The organism is Nocardia canadensis (assembly GCF_032656385.1).
In the GTDB taxonomy this organism is placed as follows: Bacteria; Actinomycetota; Actinomycetes; order Mycobacteriales; family Mycobacteriaceae; genus Nocardia; species Nocardia canadensis.
The window spans coordinates 879146-899151 of record NZ_JAVCWB010000008.1 but is presented as its reverse complement, the minus strand read 5'-3'; the positions used below and the strand labels follow the sequence as shown (position 1 = coordinate 899151).

Here is a 20006-nt window from a genome sequence, read left to right as displayed (position 1 = left end):
GGCTACAGGTAGCACTCGTTGAGACGGGGCCGAGCCGGCGAACTCATCGCTGCGCCCGAAATCTTTTTCGCGCCAGATCCTCCCGCAGGTCAGGATGGTTTCGTCGGCGCGAACCGGGCCGAGGCCAACACCAGCAGGCCGCAGCCGCACACCACCGACCACCCGATCCGCGCCGGATGGTCACCGGCGATCAGCCCACCGGCGACGGCGATCCCGACCGCCGCGCCCACCTGCCGGGCGGTGGAGGCGATACCGCCCGCGACACCGGCGCGGTCGGCGGGCAGCCCGCTCACCGCGGTATTCGTGATCGGCGCGTTGGCGAAACCGAACCCGATGCCGATCGACGCGAACGCGATCAGCAGCACCGTGGTCTCCGCCTCGGCCCCGGCGACCACGAGGGCCAGGCCGCCGACGGCGAGGAAGCCACCGGCCAACAGCAGCGGCGCCCTGGCCCCGATCCGCCCGACCAGCACTCCCGACAGCGGCGCGCACAGTGTCGCGCCGGCAGCCAGTGGCAGTGTGAACGCACCGGCGGCGACCGCGCTCATCCCCCGTTCGTGTTGCAGATGCCAGGTACTGAGCAGCAGCGTCGTCGTCAAGGCGACGAACACCACGACAGCCCCGGAGACGGCGGCGGTGAACGGCGGCCGCCGGAACAGTCGCAGGTCCATCAGCGGCGCGGCCACCCGGCCCTCGACCCGGACGAATCCGACGACGGCGAGCGTGATTCCGAGGTAAGCCGAGACCGCGAGGGGCGAGGTCCACCCGATCCGCTGGCCCTCGATCATCACCGCGATCACCCCACCGACCACGACGACCAGCAGTACCTGACCCACGAGGTCGATCCGACGCGGCCGCCCCTGCGACTCCGGCACGAACAGCCCTGTCAACCCCAGCGCCACGACCACCACCGGCACCGCGATCCAGAACACCGACCGCCACCCGAACCAATCCACCAGCGCGCCACCGAGCGTCGGCCCGACCGCCATGCTCAGCCCGAACACCGCCGCCCACACTCCGATCGCCCTGGCCCGCTGCCGGGCATCGGTGATCGCGGCGACCACGATCGCCAACGCCACCGGACTGAGCATCGACCCGCCGATCCCCTGCGCGACCCGCGCGAGAATCAGCACCTCGACCGTGGGCGCGACCGCGCACACCGCCGACGCGACTCCGAAAACGACGAGCCCGAGCCGGAACACCCGCCGCCTGCCGAACCGGTCGGCGAGCGCGCCGGAGGTGATGAGGAAGCTCGCCAACGCCAGCGTGTAGGCGTCGACGATCCACTCCAGTCCCTGCGTGCCGACCTGTACACCGGCCCCGATCGACGGCAGTGCCACGGTGACGATGGTGGCATCGAGCCCGACGGCGAACAGGCTCAGCGAACACACGGCCAGTACGGTCCATGGGCGGACGACACCGGCCGTGACGTGGGTGCGGATGGGATTGTCCAGCATGAATCAGCCTCCTCGGTGCAGCGCCCGAGTATCACCACCACGGCGAGAGGATGACCAGATTCCTTGCTGGAACGGCAAATCCGACCGTCGGACGATGCTGCGACCTCGACCACGCGCCTTCGCCCACCGCCATTCGATCGCGGCGAACCGGCGACGCATTCAGGCAGGTGCGTTCGGGGCGGAACGCGGTGCTCGGCTCGACGCGTTCGGCCCGATCACAGCGCGCGAGTGCCGCGCAGCGGCCCGGCTGCACGGCACTCGCGGTGATGACGAGGTCAGTTGTAGGACTTCGCGACACCGTCGAGCAGGTGCTCGAGGGTGTCGTAGGCGGGGGCGTCGACGACATCGATCAGGTCGGCGGGCACCGGCACGTCACGCTCGGCGGCGACGGCGGTGAACTGGGCGTTGTCGCCGGTGCGGAACCCGTGCAGGGCTGCGAGGCGACGCAGTTCCGGGTTCTCGGTGAGCAGCTTGCCGACCTTGTCGCCGGTGCCGGTCAGCGGGACCAGGGTGTGGCTGGACAGGACGGTCGGGGTCGGGTAGGTCAGCACCATGTCCGGCTTGATCTTGCCCTTGCCCGCCGCCTCGACGAACTGCGCCTCGTAGATGCACACCAGCGGGGTCGGGCCCATGCCGTTGGTCAGGTACTGCGTGAACGGGCCTTCGCTGCTGTTGTCGGTGTAGCCCTGGGCGAGGAACAGTTTCGACAGCGCGGGCAGCACGTGCTGTTCGGCGGTGGCGCCGCGCACGATGGTGTGGTCGTTGGCGACGTAGCTCGCGATCGACAGGTACATGGCCGCGGAGTTGGAGCTGCGCGGATCGGTGGTCGAGACCAAGATGTTCTTCTCGACGGGGTAGGTGGTGTTGTCGGGTAGGTCGTCCCATTGGACGCCGGTACCGGCCAGCTCCAGGTACCGGTTCATGTCGAAGGTCGCGACCGGGCCCGGCTTGATCACGCCCGCCGTGGTGAGCAGATCCGCGATCGGCCGATAGGTGGCGATGGCGATCGGCGAGGCGAACGGTGTGTATTTCGCGGTGACATTGCGCTGGCGCTGGATCCGTTCGGCGGCGGGACTGCTGGACGGGAACGCGAAGTCGTAGCGGTCCAGGTCGACGGTGGTCGCGATCTGCCGTGACCCGGCCGGCTCGACCTCCACCCGGATTCCGTTGTCGGCGAGCACCCGCACGACCTGCTCGTCCTGGAAGAACGACACCTTCTCGGACCCGACGACACCACGCACGACGGTCACCGGCGCCCCGGTCGGTGCCGCGGCCGGGCTCTCGCCACCGCCGGGGAGCAGGATCACCGCGGCCGCGACGGCGGCGACGACGGTGACCGCACCGATCGACAGGGGCAATACGCCGCGCCTGCTCACCAGGTGCCGGGCCCGTTCGGCGGTCGAACTCTCGTCCTCGGCGGCGCGAACCGGTTCGGGGGCGACGGCACGGCCGGCGGCCGCCGGAGCGGGCACCCGCACGGTCGGGTCGGGGTCGGCCAGTTCGGTGCGCACGATCCGCTCGACCAGAATGGGCACGAACTCCCGGATCGGCTTGCCCGCGAAACGATGGTGCGCGGCGCCCACCGCCGAGGTCACCTGGTCTGCGGGGACGTTCTCGGACAGGTCTTCGACCAGACTCTCGGTCATGCGCCGCATGGCCAGCTCTTCACGCTGGACGGTATCGGCGGCTTCGCCGGGGGTTACGCGCGACACCACATTTCTCCTGGGCTCACATCGGGCTGCGGACGACGGCGCGCGTCGACCGGGCCCTCCCGTGCGCACGCCGCGGGCCACGCTACCGGCGCGCAGCACAGTTACCCCAGCGGTGAGCGGCCGGGCACGCAGTGTTCAGCACTCGCTCCGCTGCCCGCAATGTCGCGTTGTCCGGGTGTTCGCGTAAACATCGAAACACGCTCTGCGAGTGTGGGATTCACTACTATTGCCCGGCGGCGGCCGATCCGCGGACGGTGGTGGGGTCCGGCTGCGAGCGCCGCGCACCGCGCAGTACCGTACGCAGCATCCCACCCGCGAGCTGTTCCAGCACGCCGATCACCACCAGCGCACTGCCGGCGACCGTCGCCAGCCCCGTGACGGTCTCGAATTTCATCGCGATGACGGTGATCCCCATCGCGGTGGTGCACAGTCCGCAGATCTCGTGCAGCCAGCCGTCGACGACGCCGTCGTCCCAGGCCGCGACCAGCGCCTGCACGATGCCGCGCACCGACCACCCGATCCCGATCCACAGGGCCAGCAGCTCGATATTGCCGCCGCTGAAAGCCAGCGCCGCCAGGATGACGGTCAGCACCGCGCTCACCAGCACCAGCACCCGCAGCGGAAACGCCATGTGCGCCGCCACCGCGAGATAGGCCTGGATTCCGGCACTCAGCAGCAGCGCGACGCCGAACAGCAGAGCCAGCGTGGCGTCGCTGCGGCCGGGCCACACCAGTGTCGCGACGCCGAGAACGAACGAGCACCCGCCGGCGATCAGCATCGCCTGCCGGGTTCGGTCCTGCGCCGGATTCCCCTCCCCGTCAGTCACGGGCATTGCCCCACGATAGGCCCTCGCCGACCGATAGCCGTAGATTTGCCCGGGCGCGCCGCGATCGTCGTCGCCGCGGTCATGTCAACCGCTCCCGCAGGTAGGGCGCGGTCCGGCTGACCGGGTCTGCCGCGACCTGCTCCGGTGTCCCCTGCGCCACGATCCGTCCCCCTTGTGCCCCGCCGCCCGGCCCCATGTCGATGACGTGATCGGCCTGCGCGACCACGGTCATGTCGTGCTCGACCACGATCACCCCGGCGCCGGAGTCGACGAGTGAATTCAGCTGGGTCAGCAGGATGTCGGTGTCGGCGGGGTGCAGCCCGGTCGTGGGCTCGTCGAGCAGGTAGACGGTGCCCGCGCGCCGGGCCCGTTGCAGTTCGGTGGCCAGTTTCACCCGTTGTGCCTCGCCGCCGGACAGTTCGGTGGCGGGCTGACCCAACCGCAGGTAACCTAGCCCCACCTCGGTCAGGGCCCGCAGCGCCCGCGCGACCACCGGGACGTCGGCGAGGAATCGTGCGGCCCGATCCACCGACATCTCCAGCACCTCGGCGATGGTGGCGTCGCGGTAGCGGATCTCGAGGGTGCGCGGGTTGTAGCGGGCACCATGGCAATCCGGGCACGGGGTGTAGGTGCTGGGCAAGAACAGCAGCTCCACCGTGATGTACCCCTCGCCCTGGCAGGCGGGACACCGGCCTTCGGCGACATTGAACGAGAAGCGGCCGACGCCGTAGCCGCGGGCCCGCGCGTCGTCGGTGTCGGCGAACAGCTTGCGGACGGTGTCGAACAGGCCGGTGTAGGTGGCCAGATTGGAGCGCGGCGTCCGCCCGATCGGCGCCTGATCGACCTCGACCACCCGCACGATCTTCGGGTCGGCGGTGGCGGTGGTCGAGATCGCGTGCAGCAGGCTCGATTTCCCCGAACCGGAGACGCCGGTGATCGCGGTGAACACCCCGAGCGGGATGTCGGCGTCGAGCTCGCGCAGGTTGTGGCTGGTGATCGCGCGCAGGTCGAGGGTGCCGTTGGGGGTGCGGTCGGCGCGTGGCGCGCGAGTGACCTCGTCGAACAGGTAGGGGCGGGTGACCGACTCGGTGACGGTTCGCAGCCCGTCGACCTCACCGCAGTAGAGGACGCGCCCGCCGTGTACTCCGGCGCCGGGGCCGATATCGATCAACCAGTCGGCGTGGCGCACGACGTCGAGGTCGTGCTCGACGAGGAACACACTGTTGCCGGATCGCTTGAGCCGGCCCAGCACCGTTGTCAGTGCGGCGGTGTCGGCCGGGTGCAACCCCGCCGAGGGCTCGTCGAGAATGTAGACGACGCCGAACAGTCCCGAGCGCAACTGACCCGCCAGCCGCAGCCGCTGCAACTCGCCGCCGGACAGGGTCGGGCTCTCCCGGTCGACGCTGAGGTAGCCGAGACCGAGCTCGATGAGGACCTCGATGCGGGAGATCAGGTCCTGGGTGAGCACGGCGGCCGCACCCGTGCCTTCGGTGTGCGGGCGCAGCACCGCGACCAGGTCGCTGAGCGGCATGTCGGCCAGTTCGGTGATGTTGTGGCCCGCGAACGTCACCGCCAGCGCTTCGGGTTTGAGCCTGCGCCCGTCGCACAGCGGGCAGGTCGCCGTGTGCAGGTACTCCGCCGCACGCTTGCGGGTGGCCTCGCTCTTGGACTCGGCGTGCGCGCGCAGCAGCAGCCGTTCGGCGCTGGTGTAGGTGCCCTGATACGGGCGATGGATCCGGTGGGCTTCGCGCTCGGGTTCCACGGTGACCACCGGCTTCTCGTCGGTGAACAGGATCCATTCGCGCGCCTGCGGCGACAGTTGCCGCCACGGCCGATCGATGTCGTAGCCGAGCGCGGCCAGCACGTCGCGCAGGTTCTTGCCCTGCCACGCGCCGGGCCAGGACGCGATCGCGCCGTCGCGAATGCTCAGCGACGGGTCGGGCACCATCGATGCCTCGGTCGCCTCGTGGACGACGCCCTGACCGTGGCAGCGGGGGCACGCGCCCTCGACGGTGTTGGGCGAGAACGCGTCCGAGTACAGCCGATTCGTGCCCGCCGGATAGTGACCGGGTCCCGTGCGGGCCGGGCCCGTCGGATAGTCGCCTTCGCGCGACATGAGCAGCCGCAGCGAGTTCGAGATGGCGGTGACCGTCCCGACCGTCGACCGCGACGAGGGCGAGGATCGTCGTTGCGCCAGCGCCACCGTCGGCGGTAGACCGGTCACCTCGTCGACGTCGGGCGCCTCCACCTGATGCAGCAATCGTCTGGCATACGGCGCCACCGACTCCAGGTAGCGGCGTTGCGACTCCGCGTACAACGTGCCGAAGGCCAGCGACGACTTGCCCGAACCCGAGACCCCGGTAAACGCGACCAGGGCGTTTCGTGGCATGTCCGCGTCGACGTCACGCAGATTGTGGACCCGAGCGCCGCGCACCCGAACCGAAGGATCGACCTCGTGCGAATCCACAGCTACCCAGACTACGCGACCGGTCCGGGAATCCGGGTATGCGCTAGAAGAACCAGCCCAGCTCCGGCGCGCGCTCAGCGGTGAAGGCCGCGTCGAGATCGCGCAGCGCGGCCGCGTCGTCGACCCGGATTCGGTGCGCGGCGGCCAGGCCCCGGGCGCGGTGCGCACCGAAATACAACGCGCCCAGCACATTGATATCCAGACCGAGCGCGGCGGTTCGGGTGGTGGGTGCGCATTCGGCGACGCCGTCGCGCACGCGCAGCGCGAAGGTGCCACCGGCGGAACGGAACGGGTCGTGCACAGCCAGGACCGTGTCGAGGTCGTGCCGGTAGCCGCGGGCGGTGAGCGCGGTGGGCACATCCATCAGCCGCGCCCACAGCGAGTCACCGCGATCGAGCACGCGGGCCGCCCGGGAATCGGTGAGCAGGTACGGCAGCGGATCGTCGTCGGCGATCTCGACGTCGATCGTCTCGACCAGATCCAGCCCGAGCAGCACCCGCCACAGCGCGGCGTGCGCGTCCGGGGTGAGCGCCCGGTACTCCCATACCGACGCGGTGGAATGTCCGTCGCGCCAACGCCGCCGATACAGGGCGTAACCGTCGGGGTGGACCAGGGCGAACAGCGTCGTGGCGCCGTCGCGGTGGCGTTCCACGTCGGCGAAGAACAGATCCCATTTGGCGTCGGGCCGCACCTGCGCGCCCGGCACCGTCGGCTGCCAGCGCTCGTAGATCGCCCGGATGTGCGGCGCCGCCTCGGCCAGGGTGGCCAGCTCCACGCCGCCGGGATCGGGCGTGGTCGAGCGGAACTCGGCTCGACGGCGGTCGATGGAGATCGTGGTCGACAGGATCGCCGGGTCGTAGCCGAACCGGCCGTAGATCGTGGCCTCGCTGGCGGTGAAGATCGTCAGCGGCAGCCCGTCGGCTTCGGTGCGCTCGTGCTGAGCGGTGTACAGCTCACGCAGGATGCCACGCCGCCGATGCGTCGGCGCGACCGCGACGCCCGAGACACCACAGGCCTGGACCTGCCGTGCCCCCGGCACGGTCACCGTCATCGTCCGGTCGACGGTGTGCCCGACGACCCGGTCACCGTCGACCGCGACCAGTGACCGCTCGACCGGAAACAGTTCCCACCGGTACGGGAGTTCGTCGGACCCGTACCGCATCCCGAATCCGGTCTCCTGCAATCCGGTGATCGCGTCCGCGTCCGCGCTGGTAGCCGACCGCACGGTGATGCTCTTCGCCGATGCCATCTCCGTACCCTCCCACGGCGGCACGGCACCGCACATCTCATTTTCCAGGGCTACCGCGAAAGCAAGCTCACCAGTTCGACCGGATGGCGAGTTGGCCCGTCCAGCTCGTAGGGCGCGGCGAGGGTTCCCGGCGCACCGGAGGGTCGCCCCGCGGGTGAACGGTGAAATCGCAGGATGCCCGCGGTCCCGATCGGTACCTCGGTCGCCGTGTCGCCGTCGACAGCGGTACCGATGTGGGCTTGCGCCGTGATGGTCCCGGTCGGCACGACCGACACCGACGGGTCGGGTGTGTCGCTGCGATTCTGTGCCTGCGCCGCCACTCGCCCGCTCAGCAGTTCCAGTATCGCGGCGACGGCGATCGGATCGGCGGCGCCGTCGTAGATCCACCGTCGACCGAGCACCCCGTGCTCGGCGGTTCCCAAGAGCGCGCTCTCGGCATCGGCCAGTGCGGCGCCGCGATAGGTCAGTGGCACGTTGTACACCACCGGACGTGCGGCGGAATCGTCGACGACCAGCACGAATTCGATGCCGACCGCCCCCGCGGGATCGTCGATCCGAAACCCACCGACCTTGCGCAGGCGCGGCACCCGGCCCCGGTACCACGGTCGCCGGGGCAACATCGTCTCGATCAACGCGAGCTTGCTGGGAACCAGCGTGGTGCGGTGGATGACAGCCATGCCGCAGGCTACCCGTGTGCCGTCATCGCTCGCAGGTCCGGCAGGGCGCCGATGCGCTGGGTCACCGGCCGGCCCGGCGCATCGGTTTGGGGTGAGCCGGTGGCACGCAGCAGTGCCCGGACCTGATCCGGGGTCGCCCGGCCCGGACCGATGGCGCGCATGCCCTGGTACGCGGCGACGGCGCCCACGACGATCGGGGACGCGCTCGACGTGCCGCTGAATTCGTCGGTATACCAGAAGTCTTCGTCGGCGCCGCCCTGGAGGTCGCCGTAGCCGGTGGTGGTGACCTCGCGGCCCCAGCCCTGGGCATCGAGGCGGACGCCGTAGTTGGAGAACGGGAGCCGGGAACGCGCGGGGCCGTGGTCGCGGCCGTGCAGCCCGGGCGGCGGCGCGCCCGCGCCGACCAGAACGGCGCCGGAATCGGCGTCGCCACCGCGGAACGGGTTGTGCCAGCCGGTGGGGAAGTCGCCGGGGCGCGCGTCGTAGACGGGGTCGTCGAGGTTCTCGTTGCCGTTGCCCGCGGCCTCCACCACGACGATGCCGCGCCCGACGGCGTAGCGGATGGCGGCGAAGTCGTCGGGCCACCATTCGACGGCGATGTAGCCGCGCTGGTCGGGCTGGCCGCGATAGTCGAATCGAGGTCCGGGACGATGCAATTCGATGAGCAGGACGTCACCGGGGTCGAGCGCGTCGGCCGCGGACCGGATCGCGGCGGCCGAGCCGACCCCGAAGATCGAGATCGCCCGGATGTGCGCCTCGGGCGCGATGCCGGTGACACCGTAGGCATTGAGATCGCCGCTGATCTCCCCGGCGACGGCGGTGCCGTGATTGCGCCACCCGAGTTCGGCCGAGGACGTGCCGCCGATGACTCCGCCCTGGTTCTGCCGCAGGTCCTCGTGGGTGAATCGCCAGGCGCCCTCCACATCGATCACCCGCACGCCGGTCCCGAGCCCACCCGGCCGGGTGTGCGCCCAGGCCGCGTCGATCCCGGCCGGCGCGGCGTCGAGATAGCCCTGTCTGGTCCGGAAGTCGGGAGTGACCGCGGGCGCGTCCGGCGCGACGGTGTTGTGCGCCAGCGGTGCGAGTGGCGGCTCGGCGGCCGGTTTCACGTAGGCCGCGGCGACGGTGTCGTCTCGCCGCAGTCGATCCGCGAGCGCGGCCAGGTCGCCGACCTGCCCGCGCACCGTGTAGTAGCGCAGGTACTCCCCCGCCACCGATGCTTGCGAGGTATCGGCCAAACGCGCGGCCAGCCGATTATCCGGTCCGAAGATCGGCACCAGGTGGGTGTCGGCGGGCAGCAGTTCGTCGACCCGGGCCCGCACGGACCGGCTCTCCCGCAGCGCGATCGGCGTGATCTCGGTACCGGTGGCCGTGGTGAGAACGACCAGTTCGACAGGGGCCACCGCGGGGCCGGGCACCCCTGGTCGGCGCTGCCTGCTGGGTCGAGCGGTGGAAGCCATGGCTACCAGTGAACAGCCCGCGCCGCCGGGCCGCTACCATTGCGCCGCAACCCGATTCGCGACACGCCGCGCCGGTGCGCCGCAACGCGCCGAGCCCGCGCGAGTCGCATCGAAAACCGCTGTTCCGCACCGCCCCCGCGTACGGCCCGATTCCGCCCGCGTTTGCCGGTCGGCGCGGTCGGGTACTGTCCCGATCGTCAGCGAATCCCGGTGCCGTACTGAGTGTTTCGCTTAGAATGGGTGCAGGGTGAGATCCTCGGGCACCCCGGTACCGATTCTTGGGTGCCAGCGTAACCCTGCAGCCGACGCGCGGGGTACGAGCGTGAGCCATGCCATCGGATATGTAGTCATGCAGGGGGTCAACCATGTCCACAGCTGTCGATTTCGCCGCCCGTCTCATCGATCCGGCCGCCATCGCCGCGGCAGGGCACTCGGCGGTGCTCGCCTATGTCTCTCCCAGCAGGCCCGGCGCGAACTTCGGTGCCAAACCGATCACCGTCGACTATGCCCGCGCGCTGGAGTCCGCCGGCCTGGACATCGTGTCGATCTGGCAGTTCGGCAAACCCGGCGATCCCACCCCATCGGATTGGACCACCGGGTTCGACGGCGGCAGGCGCATGGCCGAACAGGCACTGGCCACCCATCTGAGTCTCGGCGCACCGCGCCGGGCACCGATCTTCTTCGCCGTCGACGAGGACATCTCCCTGTCCCAGTGGAACAGCACCGCAGTCGAGTTCTTCCGCGGCGTGAACGCCGTCCTCGGCACCGAATGGACCGGCATCTACGGGCATTCCCGGGTGTGCGCCTGGGCGATCGAGGATGGTGTGGTCGGTGGTCGCGGCGGATTCAGCTGGGTCTGGCAGACCCGCGCCTGGTCGGGCACCGAGCGCGAACCACGCGCCGTGCTCTACCAGCGGGTGATCGACACACCGAGCAACCCGGGGCCCGTCATCGACGGCACGCACGTCGATGTGAACGACATCCTGGCCCCCGACTTCGGTCAGTGGAGCATCGACCGCTCCGTGGTGATCCCCGCGTTCACCGAACTCGACCGGCTCGGTCCCTCGCACTCCTCCCGCGACGGCGCCCGGGTCACCAACTTCATCCTGCACACCCAGGAGGGAAACGGCACCGCGGAATCGTTGGCGGCCTACCTGAACAATCCGGCCAACGGCGTCTCCTACCACTACACGCTGCGCGACGCGGTGCTGGTGCGGGTCGTGCCCGAAGAACTCGCCTCCTGGTCGGTGCTGTCGGCCAACCCGTTCACCGTCAATCTGTGCTTCGCGGGCAGCCGGGTCGCCTGGTCACGCCAGGACTGGCTGTCCATCGACGAGGATTTGCGCATCGCCGCCTATGTCGCGGTCCGCAGCGCACATCGACACGGGTACCCGACCGAGGTCATCGCCCCCGACTATCACGTCGCCGACGGCATCACCGACCACAACTACGTGACCAGGGCGCTCGGCATCGGCAGTCACACCGATGTCGGCCCGAACTTTCCGTGGGACGTCTTCGCCGCGCAGGTCGCCGAATTCGCCGGCACCGCGCCGAACGCCATCGACGACCGCGCCGCGGCGTCGCCGTGGCTGGGCGCGCGCCGCACCATCGGCGAGATCGCCACCCCGGATGGAGTGGGCCGCTTCGCCGAGTTCGAGCACGGCTATGTCTACTGGCACCCGGCCACCGACGCCCACGCCATCCCCACCGCGATCATGACCAAGTACGCCGAACTCGGCTGGGAGGCAGGTCCCCTGGGCTACCCGATCGCCGAGCACGCCGAGTTGCCCGACCCGCGCGGCACGGGCCCCGGCCTCGCCCAGGCCTTCCAGGGCGGCACCGTCTATCGGCGGGCCGGTCAGCCCGCCTATCGCGTGCACGGCGCGATAGGCGCGCGCTGGTCGGCGTCCGGATTCGAGAACGGTCAGCTGGGCTGGCCGGCCTCCGACGAGATCACCCACGACGACGGCAGGTACCAGGAGTTCGAGTTCGGCCGCATCTACTGGGTTCCCGACCAGATCGTCGCGCTGCGCAACTCCGGCGACCCCGACACGCCGCTCGCCCGCCCGGCCTAGGGTCAGGACAGCAGGATCGCGAGGGTGGTGGCGCCCGCACCGAGGACCAGCGCCGCCACCACCAGGATCGCGATCAGCCGGACCTTCGGCGAGGGACCCGTGTAGGTGTCCTCGTCCTCGTGCAGCATCGCGGCGAGGTCGACGGCGGCGAACTCGCGTGTGGACTCCAGTGGTCCGGGCTGGTCGGTCATGGCGCTGACGCTAGTCCAGTGCGCCGCGCGCCGCGCCGGTTAGCGCGTTCGCCTCGGCGGGTGATCGGGTCGCGGCCAGCAGTTCGTCGAGTTGGCGTTCGGCGCGTTCGGCACGGGCGAGGGTCTGGGTGCGGGCATCGTCGAGCGCGGCGAGCCGTTCGGAGGTCTCGGCCCTGACCCGTTCCAGCGCGGCGGCCGATTCGGTGCGCCAGGTTTCGGCGTCGGTGATGGCGGTGCGGCGCAGGTCGGCGAGTTCGGCGCGCGTGCGATCGAGTTCGGTCCGGGTCGCCTCCAGTTCGCTTCGGGCCCTGCGCCATTCCTCGCGCGCTTCGCTGGCGGCTTCCACTCGTTCGGCGGCCGCGGCCTCGGCTCGTTCGGTCGCCCGGTCGGCGTCGGCGGCCCGCTGCACCGCCAGGTCACGTTCGGCCTGTGCCGCGTTGACCCTGGCTTCGGCCTCGCGACGGACCTGGGCGATCTCGGTGTCGGCGCGCTGTTCGGCGCGCGCGGTCTGGTCGGCGGCTTCCTGCCGGATCCGTTCGATCTCCTCGGCAGCGTCTCGTTGCGCGGCACGGACTTCGGCCTCGGCCGCGCTGCGCGCCGCGAACACCTCGTCGGCGGCCTGTTTCGTCAGGCGCTCGACCTCGGCCAAGGCCTCGTCGCGCGCCGCGTGCGCGGCAGCGATCAGCTGCTCGGCGTCCTCGGCAGCGCCTGCGGCGTCCTCGGCCGCCGATTCGGCGTTGGCCCGGGCTTCCTCCGCCTCCCGGCGGGCCTGTTCGGCGGCGACCGCCTTCATGTCTGCTTCCGCGATCCGTCGGGCGGCATCGGCCTGCACGGCCTGGACCTGGGCCTCGGCCACCGAGGGGTCGCCCAGCGTCGACAACTCCGCGACGGCGGCGTTCAGCGTCGTGCCCAATTGCTCGGCCAGTCCCCGAAACTGGCCGAGCAGCTCATCCGCACGCAGCCTCGCCACGGTCACCGGACCTTGAGTCGTCACAGTGACGTTTTCGACCTCACCCTCCGACTCCTGCTGTAGGCGTTGCCTTTCCCGCCATGCCCGCCATCGGGTGTGGTCCGGGTGGTCGCAGTATTCGGAGGGACGACCCGGACCGCCGCCGCGGGTGATGGGACGGGCACAGCCGGGATAGTTGCAGACGCTCGACACGGGAGAATCGTAACGTTGGTTTCGTCAATTCTTTACGAATTAGACGAAACGAAAACCGTGTCGCCCCTTCAGGGCTCAGATCCGCTTACCGCACATCTGACCGCCGATAAGTGAACATTATCGGGGGTCAGTGCCGCTCCTCTCGGCTGAACACCTCGGAGTATTTCCGTTTCCGTTTGGTCGCAGCCAACGTAACGTAACTGCGACAGAACCTCTCGAAAACTAGGGGCAGTGGTACATCCGTACCGTTCGTGCTGCCTGGCCGGAATTGTTGGCCGTAGCCGTGCCCGTGCTGATGGGGCTCGTCGCCGGAGCCGGTGGGTCCGCTCCCCTAGGGAGTCGCTCACCCGGGCTGGGTTGCGGTTGGGTATCGGCCGGAAGCGCCAGATGTTGCCCACCCCGGAAAGGCACTGGCTCGATCACTTCGTCGCGAAGCCTCACGGACATGATGCGAATCGGTACGTGCTGGCGAACAATGCTGTCGAGCGGGAACTTTCATCACCGCACCGGTCGCCGACATCGGACTCGGCCCGCCGAAGGCGCCCGCTGTCCCCCGATTAGCTGGCTGATCGCCACGGCGATCGACACCGGCGTGCCGGGAATCCTTCCAGCGGCACCATGCCCGGACCCGAACCGATATCTTGACCGACATGAGCACGCCAGAATCCGCGTTGCCGGTCACGCGGCCCGGTCGCCGCCTGAGCTATCCGATGTTCGCGCTGATCGTGATCGTCTACCTGGCGATCATCCAGCTCGGCGGTCTGCTGATGGCGGCCCTCACCGACTCCGACGACTTCCTGTCCACGCGCGCGGTGTTCTTCGGCATGATCATCCCGCTGGGTGTGGCCTTGGCCTTCACCTACGGCGTGATCACCTACCTGGGCTGGTTGCGGCCGGTCCTGCACGACGACCGGCCCACCCGGTCCTGGGTCCGGATCGTGCCGATCGTTTTCGTCGTCGCGATCGTCTTCGGTATCAACTACAGCGCGTTGGCCGACAAGGGCCTGCTCTATGTGCTGGTGCTGTTGATCGCCACCCAGTTCGTGGGCTGGGGTGAGGAGGGCATGTTCCGCGGCATCGGTGTGCTGGTGTTGCGGGATCATGGGCTGACCGAGGGCCGGGTCGCGTTGTGGTCGAGCATCGTGTTCGGCGCTGTGCACTTGACCAACGGAATAACGCACGGCGTCAGCGCGCTGCCGCAGGCCGTCGTCGTCAGCCTGGCCGGCTACTTCTTCTACCTGACCCGCCGGGTCAGCCGCGGCAACACGGTCAACTCCGTCCTGCATGGGCTGTTCGACTTCACCCTGCTCACCGGCACCGTCATCCTGGCCGATCAGGCCATCTACCCGGGCACCCTGCTGCCGATCCTGGTCTACCCGGTGCTGGCGATCGTGCTGCTCGTCAAGCGGCACAGCATCGAGCCCGCGACCGCTCCCGCTGCCTGACCCTCTCGCCGCAGACCGAGCGACCGCTGTGTCCCGGTGGACCGCCGGTGGCTCGGCATGGACACGCGCACCATCGTGCCCGCGCTGATCGTGTTCGCCCTGGCCTTCGTGCAAGGGGTACTGCTGCCGCAGGTCAATGCGGCGATCCCGGAGAAGGACGTCACCGTCGCGGGTGATGTGATCGCGTTGCACGGCGGCGTGGGGCATTCCGCAAGACCGGCACCGGCCGGGCCGGACGCGCCCGCGACCACCGTGTCCTCGAAGCGATCTTCGACCTGGCCGACGCGCTGGCCGCGGAGCGCGGCGCCGAGACGCCGCGGGTCGAGTTCGCCCGCTCGGAGGTCACCCGTCTGCGCGCTGGTCGCCCGGCCACCGAGGCGCAGTTCCCGGTCGAGGTGACCGGGCGGGACGAGTCGCTCTGTCGCGCATCGCCTCCCGGCCACCGCATCCGTCGCCTGGATTGCGGGGGCCGGATCCGTGGGGCATGTTTGCGGGGAATCGCGCCGGGGGATCCGAACGGCAACCGGCCGAAGCCAATCGACCAGGAGCGTCTTATGCCCGGAGCAGTCCCCCGCACCACCCTCACTCACGTCACCCTGGGACTGGGCTGGGATCCTGCGCGCTCGGGCAAGTTCCGGCGGCGCGCCAAGGACATCGACCTGAACGCGGCCGCGTTGGCGTTCAGCGGAACCGACTTCGTCGACATCGCCTATCACGAACAGCTGACCTCGCGCGACGGCGCCATCCGGCACCTCGGCGACAGTGTCGACGGCGTCGGTGACGGTGACGACGAACTCATCGTCACCGACCTGACCCGGCTGAACCCCGCCGTCACCACCGTCGTCTTCCTCATCACCTGCTATACCGGTCAGCCCTTCGACCGGATCGAGAACGGCTTCTGCCGACTCCTCGACAGCGTCACCGGCACCGAGATCGCCCGCATCGACCTGGCCTCCGCGCACTCCCACACCGGCCTCGTCCTGGGCGTCCTCCGCCGGATCGACCACGAATGGACCTTCACCTACATCGCCGAACCGCTCACTGCCCAGCACGTCGCCGACGCGGTCCCCCACCTCACGGCCTACCTGCGCTGAACCGCGCGGCAGCCCTCGCGAGAAAACCTGTTGGCGGACCATGGCGGCCGCTGCTACCTTTCCGGAGACCGTGTGAGACAACGAGGAGGTGGTACCTGTGAACGCAGTATCGATACGGGTGCTCCCCTTCGGGGTCACGGTCGGGCGATAGGTCGTCCGGGAGCGCCGCACGAGCACTCCCGAAAGGCACGACCATGCACGTCACCTCCGCACGCCGCCTCGACGACGGCGTCCTCGAACGACACTTCACCCTCGACGAGATCCCCGGCATCCTGTGGACACCCGCATCCGTATCCGCACCGGCACCGTTGATCCTGGTCGGCCACCCGGGCGGACTGCCCGGGATGTACCCCCGATTGGCGGCCCGTGCCCAGCACGCCGCGGCGGCGGGCTTCGCCTCGGCCACCATCGAACTCCCCGGCGGCGGTGAACGTCCCCGCTGCGCTGTCACCGAGCAAGCACGCGTCGACCTGCGCAGGGCACTGGATGCCGGTGAGCCGGTCGATGACGACATCGTCGACCGGCTCGTCCTCCCGCTGGTCGACAAGGCGGTCCCGGAATGGCGGACCGCCCTGGACGCTCTCCTCGCGCTGCCCGAACTCGGCGGCCCGGTCGGCTATTCGGGCGGGGTGATCTCCCTCGGCATCCGGCTGGCGCTCGTCGAGCCCCGCATCGCCGCCGCGCTGCTGTTCGCCGGTAGTTTCGTGCCCCGCACCATGTTCGAGGAAGCCCGACAGCTCACCATTCCGCTGCAGGTCCTGCTGCAATGGGACGACGAGGGCAACGACCGGCAGCAGGCCCTCGACCTGTTCGACGCGTTCGGGTCCGAACAGAAGACGCTGCACGCGAACATGGGTGGGCACACCGGAGTACCGCGATTCGAGGCAGACGCCGGGAATCATTTCTTCGCCCGTCACCTGACGTGAGCTGGTCGTAGTCCGACCGGGCTCGTCAGCCGTTCAGGGCCGAGAGGTGGTGATCCCACGCCGCGGAACGACGGCGGGCGACGACGAACGCGGTGCCGTAGGTCATGGCCCAGGCGACGAGCCCGGCGGTCACCAGGATCACCACCGCGGCACCGATACCGTTCACCACGGCCGCGTCGGTGGTCCTGGGTTCGCGGACCGGGACACCGGCGTCGTTCAGCCATACCGGAATCACCTGGCCCTCGGTGGTTTTGCGGGAGACGGTCACCGTCGCGACGACCGGCCCGGAGGTGCCGGGCCAGCTCACCCGTGCCTGATAGAGGTGGCCCGAGGTCCGTTCTGGACGGTCCAGTACCAGCCCCTGCACGACGTCGACGCCGGCACGTTCGGCCTGGATGTCGGCGACGTCATCGGAATAGGTGATGGTCCCGACCGCGCCGGCTACCGGCACAGCCGCCAGCAGCAGCGCGACCGCGCACACTCGGGCCACCGCCAGCAGCCGGTCGGGCCAGCGCATGAGCGGGTTGGTGTTCCACGGCCGGCATCGCCACAGCCGCGCCGTGCGCGTCGCCACGGCGTCGATATGAAACGTGGTCGCGGTCATGGTGATCACTCTCCTCGGTGCACCGGCTGGGGGCGTTTCGTCAGGCGGGGCGGAACGCATGGTCAGCCCCCGATGTCGCGGCGGCGGAATCCGGCGACGCCGATCGTCGCGATCACCGCGGCGGCGGCCAGGGTGGCGGCCAGGGCACGCGGATCGACCGCGTCGAGCGGCACCAACGGGCTGTGGCGCAACGGCGACGCCGCACCGAACCAGTCGGGCAGGTCGAACGCGTCGGCGAAGATCGTCGCCACCACGACGTAGCCGAAGTAGACCCAGGCCACCGTCGTGGCCACCCCCGGCCACCAACCGACGGCGGCGGCCCCGACCGCCACCATCACCCAGACGGCGGGCACGTACGCGGCGGCGGCGAGCGCCATCCGCGGCGCTTGGGCCAGATCGTGCACGGTCACCCCGTAAGCCAGGCCTTCGCCGAACCCTCCGGCGATCAGCACCAGCGCGCTGCCGGTCATCGCCACCACCAGATAGCCGAGCAGCCATCGCGCCCGGCCGACGGGTTGGGCCAGGATCACCGAAGTCCGGCCCGCCGATTCCTCGGCCCTGGCCCGCAGTACCGCGGCGGTCCCGTAGGCCGCGGTCGGCAGCGCCAGGATCGACAGAGTCAGTGCCAGATAGGAATTCACCGCGTCCTGCGCGTTCCCGGCCAGGTACGCCGCGATCTCGGGATTGTCGCGAAGGTATTGCTCGATGCTGTCGGCGAAGGAGCCGTAGGCGACGCCGAGCACGAAAACCCCGACGCACCAAGCCAGCACGGAGGCTCGTTGCAGCCGCCAGATGAGTCCGAGGGGTGAGGCGAGCAGCCGCGACGCCGTGGCCCGCCCGGCGCGGTACCGCAGCAGGCCTGCCCCGAAGTCTCGGTGTTCGGCGAGCACGAACGCCACCGCGATCAGCGACGCCGCCGCTGCCACGTACAGCACGATCGGCCACCACCGATCGTCGACATAGGGAAAGGTCCGCTGCCCCCACCCGATGGGCGACAGCCACGACACGTACTCGGGTCCGACATCGCCGACAGCGCGCAGGATGTAAGCCAGCGCGACGAGCGCGGTGACCGAACCGTAGACCGTGCGCGGATTCTCGAACACCTGCGCGGCGACCGCCGTCACGGCGGCGAAGGTGAACCCGACGCCGCCGATCGCGACGCCGAGCAGGATCGACCCCCCGACCGGAAGGCCGGTGACCGCCGCCGCGCCGCCGGCGACGACCGCGACGACGACATCGGCGATCAGCGCGGTGCCCAGCGCGGCGGCCAGCGGCGCGCGCCGTCCGACGCGGGCGGACCTGATCAGCTCCGCGCGCCCGGATTCCTCGTCGGACCGGGTATTGCGGCCGATCAGGAACATGTTCATCAGCGCGGCGACGATCGCGAGATAGGCGAAGATCTCGAAGACGATCTCGCCGCCGATCGTATCGAGCAGCCTGGTGGGTCCGCCCATCGCGACCGCCGCGGCATTGGCACTCATGGTGGCACGCAGCTGGGCCAGCTTCGCGGGCGAGTCGTAGAAACCCTGGCTGCTGACCGACTGCACCGCCATCAGGGTGCCGATGCCGAGCAGCCACCACGGCACGGTCCAGCGTTCGCGGCGGATCGCGAAGCGCACCAGCGTCGCGGCACCCGCTACGCCGGTGTCGGTCGGAGTGTCGGTCCCGGTGGTCATGATCCCACCGCCACCGACACCGGCCCGCTCGCATAGTGACGCAGGAAGATGTCTTCCAAGGTCGGTCTGGTACTGGTCATCTCGACCACACCCAGGCCCGACATCGCACGCAGTACCTCGTCGAAGCGGTCGGTCTCGATGTCGAACCTGGCCCGACGACCTTCGATGGTCAGATTGTGTACGCCGGGTACCGCGGCGAGCCCGTCGGCCGGGCGCGCGGTTTCGACACTGATCGTGGTTGCGCGCAACTGTCGCAGTTCGGCGAGCGTGCCGCTGTCCACCGCGCGGCCGTGCCGGATGATGCTCACCCGGTCACACAGGGCCTCCACTTCGGCGAGGATATGGCTCGACAACAGCACGGTGCGGCCGTCGTCGACGAGCTCACGCACACACCGCTGGAATTCGACCTCCTTGAGCGGATCGAGGCCGACGGTCGGCTCGTCGAACAGGAACAGTTCGGCGTCGGAGGCCAGCGCGGCGACCAGCGCCACCTTTTGCCGGTTGCCCTTGGAGTAGGCGCGACCCTTCACCGTCGGGTCGAGATCGAACCGCTCCAGCAGCTCGGCGCGGCGACGCCGGTCGATGCCGCCGCGCAGCGTGCCGAGCAGATCGATCGTCTCGCCCCCGGTCAGGCCAGGCCAGAGGGTGACCTCGCCCGGAACATAGGCCAGCCTGGCGTGCACCGCGACCGCATCCGACCACGGGTCCGCGCCCAGCAGGCGCACCGTGCCCGCGTCGGCGCGCAACAGCCCGAGCAGGACGCGGATCGCCGTGGTCTTGCCCGCGCCGTTGGGGCCGAGGAAGCCATGGACTTCGCCCGTCCGCACGGTCAGGTCCAGCTGGTCCAGCGCGATGGTGCGGCCGAAACGTTTCGTCAGGCCCGCGACGACGATGGCGGAGACGTTATCACTGGTCATAGCTCAATCGTCGATCGTGGCGGATGTGGAATGCAGAGCCGAAAGTCCCGGCGCGACCAGCGATGGTC

General features: G+C 69.8%; 17 protein-coding genes. 5 read left to right on the top strand and 12 right to left on the bottom strand.

Annotation, left to right across the window (positions count from 1 at the left end; genetic code table 11):
* Positions 1–89: 89 nt before the first annotated feature.
* From Q7X29_RS17890 to Q7X29_RS17860, 7 genes are all read right to left on the bottom strand, one after another.
* Positions 90–1457, bottom strand: a complete 1368-nt coding sequence (locus Q7X29_RS17890) for an MFS transporter (protein WP_316574783.1) — start codon at positions 1455–1457, stop codon at positions 90–92.
* Positions 1458–1732: 275 nt separating this feature from the next.
* A complete protein-coding gene (locus Q7X29_RS17885; protein WP_316574782.1) occupies positions 1733–3169 on the bottom strand; it encodes a three-helix bundle dimerization domain-containing protein in 1437 nt (478 codons plus the stop codon).
* Positions 3170–3392: 223 nt separating this feature from the next.
* Positions 3393–4001 (bottom strand): HdeD family acid-resistance protein, encoded by a 609-nt coding sequence (locus Q7X29_RS17880; RefSeq protein ID WP_316574781.1) that lies wholly within the window; start codon positions 3999–4001, stop codon positions 3393–3395.
* A 73-nt stretch (positions 4002–4074) separates the two neighbouring features.
* On the bottom strand, positions 4075–6462 hold the full coding sequence (locus Q7X29_RS17875) for an excinuclease ABC subunit UvrA (RefSeq protein WP_316574780.1): 2388 nt from the start codon (positions 6460–6462) through the stop codon (positions 4075–4077).
* Positions 6463–6505: 43 nt separating this feature from the next.
* Positions 6506–7711, bottom strand: coding sequence for a GNAT family N-acetyltransferase (locus Q7X29_RS17870; protein ID WP_218720134.1), 1206 nt, complete (start codon positions 7709–7711; stop codon positions 6506–6508).
* A 50-nt stretch (positions 7712–7761) separates the two neighbouring features.
* A complete protein-coding gene (locus Q7X29_RS17865) occupies positions 7762–8388 on the bottom strand; it encodes a maltokinase N-terminal cap-like domain-containing protein (RefSeq protein WP_316574779.1) in 627 nt (208 codons plus the stop codon).
* An 8-nt stretch (positions 8389–8396) separates the two neighbouring features.
* Positions 8397–9848: a S8 family serine peptidase gene (locus Q7X29_RS17860; RefSeq protein ID WP_316574778.1), complete on the bottom strand. Its 1452-nt coding sequence runs from the start codon at positions 9846–9848 to the stop codon at positions 8397–8399.
* Positions 9849–10213: 365 nt separating this feature from the next.
* Here Q7X29_RS17860 and Q7X29_RS17855 point away from each other — a divergent pair, with 365 nt between their 5' ends.
* Positions 10214–11923, top strand: coding sequence for a glycoside hydrolase domain-containing protein (locus Q7X29_RS17855; protein ID WP_316574777.1), 1710 nt, complete (start codon positions 10214–10216; stop codon positions 11921–11923).
* A gap of 2 nt (positions 11924–11925) precedes the next feature.
* Here the strand turns inward: Q7X29_RS17855 and Q7X29_RS17850 are convergent, their stop codons facing one another.
* Positions 11926–12114 (bottom strand): hypothetical protein, encoded by a 189-nt coding sequence (locus tag Q7X29_RS17850; RefSeq protein ID WP_316574776.1) that lies wholly within the window; start codon positions 12112–12114, stop codon positions 11926–11928.
* Positions 12115–12124: 10 nt separating this feature from the next.
* Positions 12125–13084 (bottom strand): coiled-coil domain-containing protein, encoded by a 960-nt coding sequence (locus Q7X29_RS17845; protein ID WP_316574775.1) that lies wholly within the window; start codon positions 13082–13084, stop codon positions 12125–12127.
* A gap of 842 nt (positions 13085–13926) precedes the next feature.
* Between Q7X29_RS17845 and Q7X29_RS17840 the strand changes: the two genes are divergently transcribed.
* From Q7X29_RS17840 to Q7X29_RS17825, 4 genes are all read left to right on the top strand, one after another.
* A complete protein-coding gene (locus tag Q7X29_RS17840; RefSeq protein ID WP_316574774.1) occupies positions 13927–14721 on the top strand; it encodes a CPBP family glutamic-type intramembrane protease in 795 nt (264 codons plus the stop codon).
* Positions 14722–14778: 57 nt separating this feature from the next.
* The gene (locus tag Q7X29_RS17835) at positions 14779–15120 is read left to right on the top strand and encodes a hypothetical protein (RefSeq protein ID WP_316574773.1); all 342 of its coding nucleotides are present in this window, start codon (positions 14779–14781) and stop codon (positions 15118–15120) included.
* 155 nt (positions 15121–15275) lie between these two features.
* Positions 15276–15815, top strand: a complete 540-nt coding sequence (locus Q7X29_RS17830) for a TerD family protein (protein WP_316574772.1) — start codon at positions 15276–15278, stop codon at positions 15813–15815.
* 194 nt (positions 15816–16009) lie between these two features.
* Complete coding sequence (locus Q7X29_RS17825; protein ID WP_316574771.1) at positions 16010–16741, top strand: dienelactone hydrolase family protein; 732 nt, start codon at positions 16010–16012, stop codon at positions 16739–16741.
* Between the two features lie 25 nt (positions 16742–16766).
* On the opposite strand, the gene Q7X29_RS17820 is transcribed toward Q7X29_RS17825, so the two are convergent.
* The 3 genes from Q7X29_RS17820 to Q7X29_RS17810 form a co-directional block, all read right to left on the bottom strand.
* Positions 16767–17345 carry an Rv1733c family protein gene (locus tag Q7X29_RS17820; protein ID WP_218720126.1) on the bottom strand — a complete coding sequence of 193 codons (579 nt, stop codon included), beginning with the start codon at positions 17343–17345 and terminating at the stop codon, positions 16767–16769.
* 62 nt (positions 17346–17407) lie between these two features.
* On the bottom strand, positions 17408–19021 hold the full coding sequence (locus Q7X29_RS17815) for an ABC transporter permease (RefSeq protein ID WP_218720125.1): 1614 nt from the start codon (positions 19019–19021) through the stop codon (positions 17408–17410).
* Entirely contained in the window at positions 19018–19938 is a 921-nt protein-coding gene (locus Q7X29_RS17810) for an ABC transporter ATP-binding protein (RefSeq protein ID WP_218720124.1), read from the bottom strand. The genes Q7X29_RS17815 and Q7X29_RS17810 overlap by 4 nt, the downstream gene beginning before the upstream one ends.
* Positions 19939–20006 lie beyond the last annotated feature (68 nt).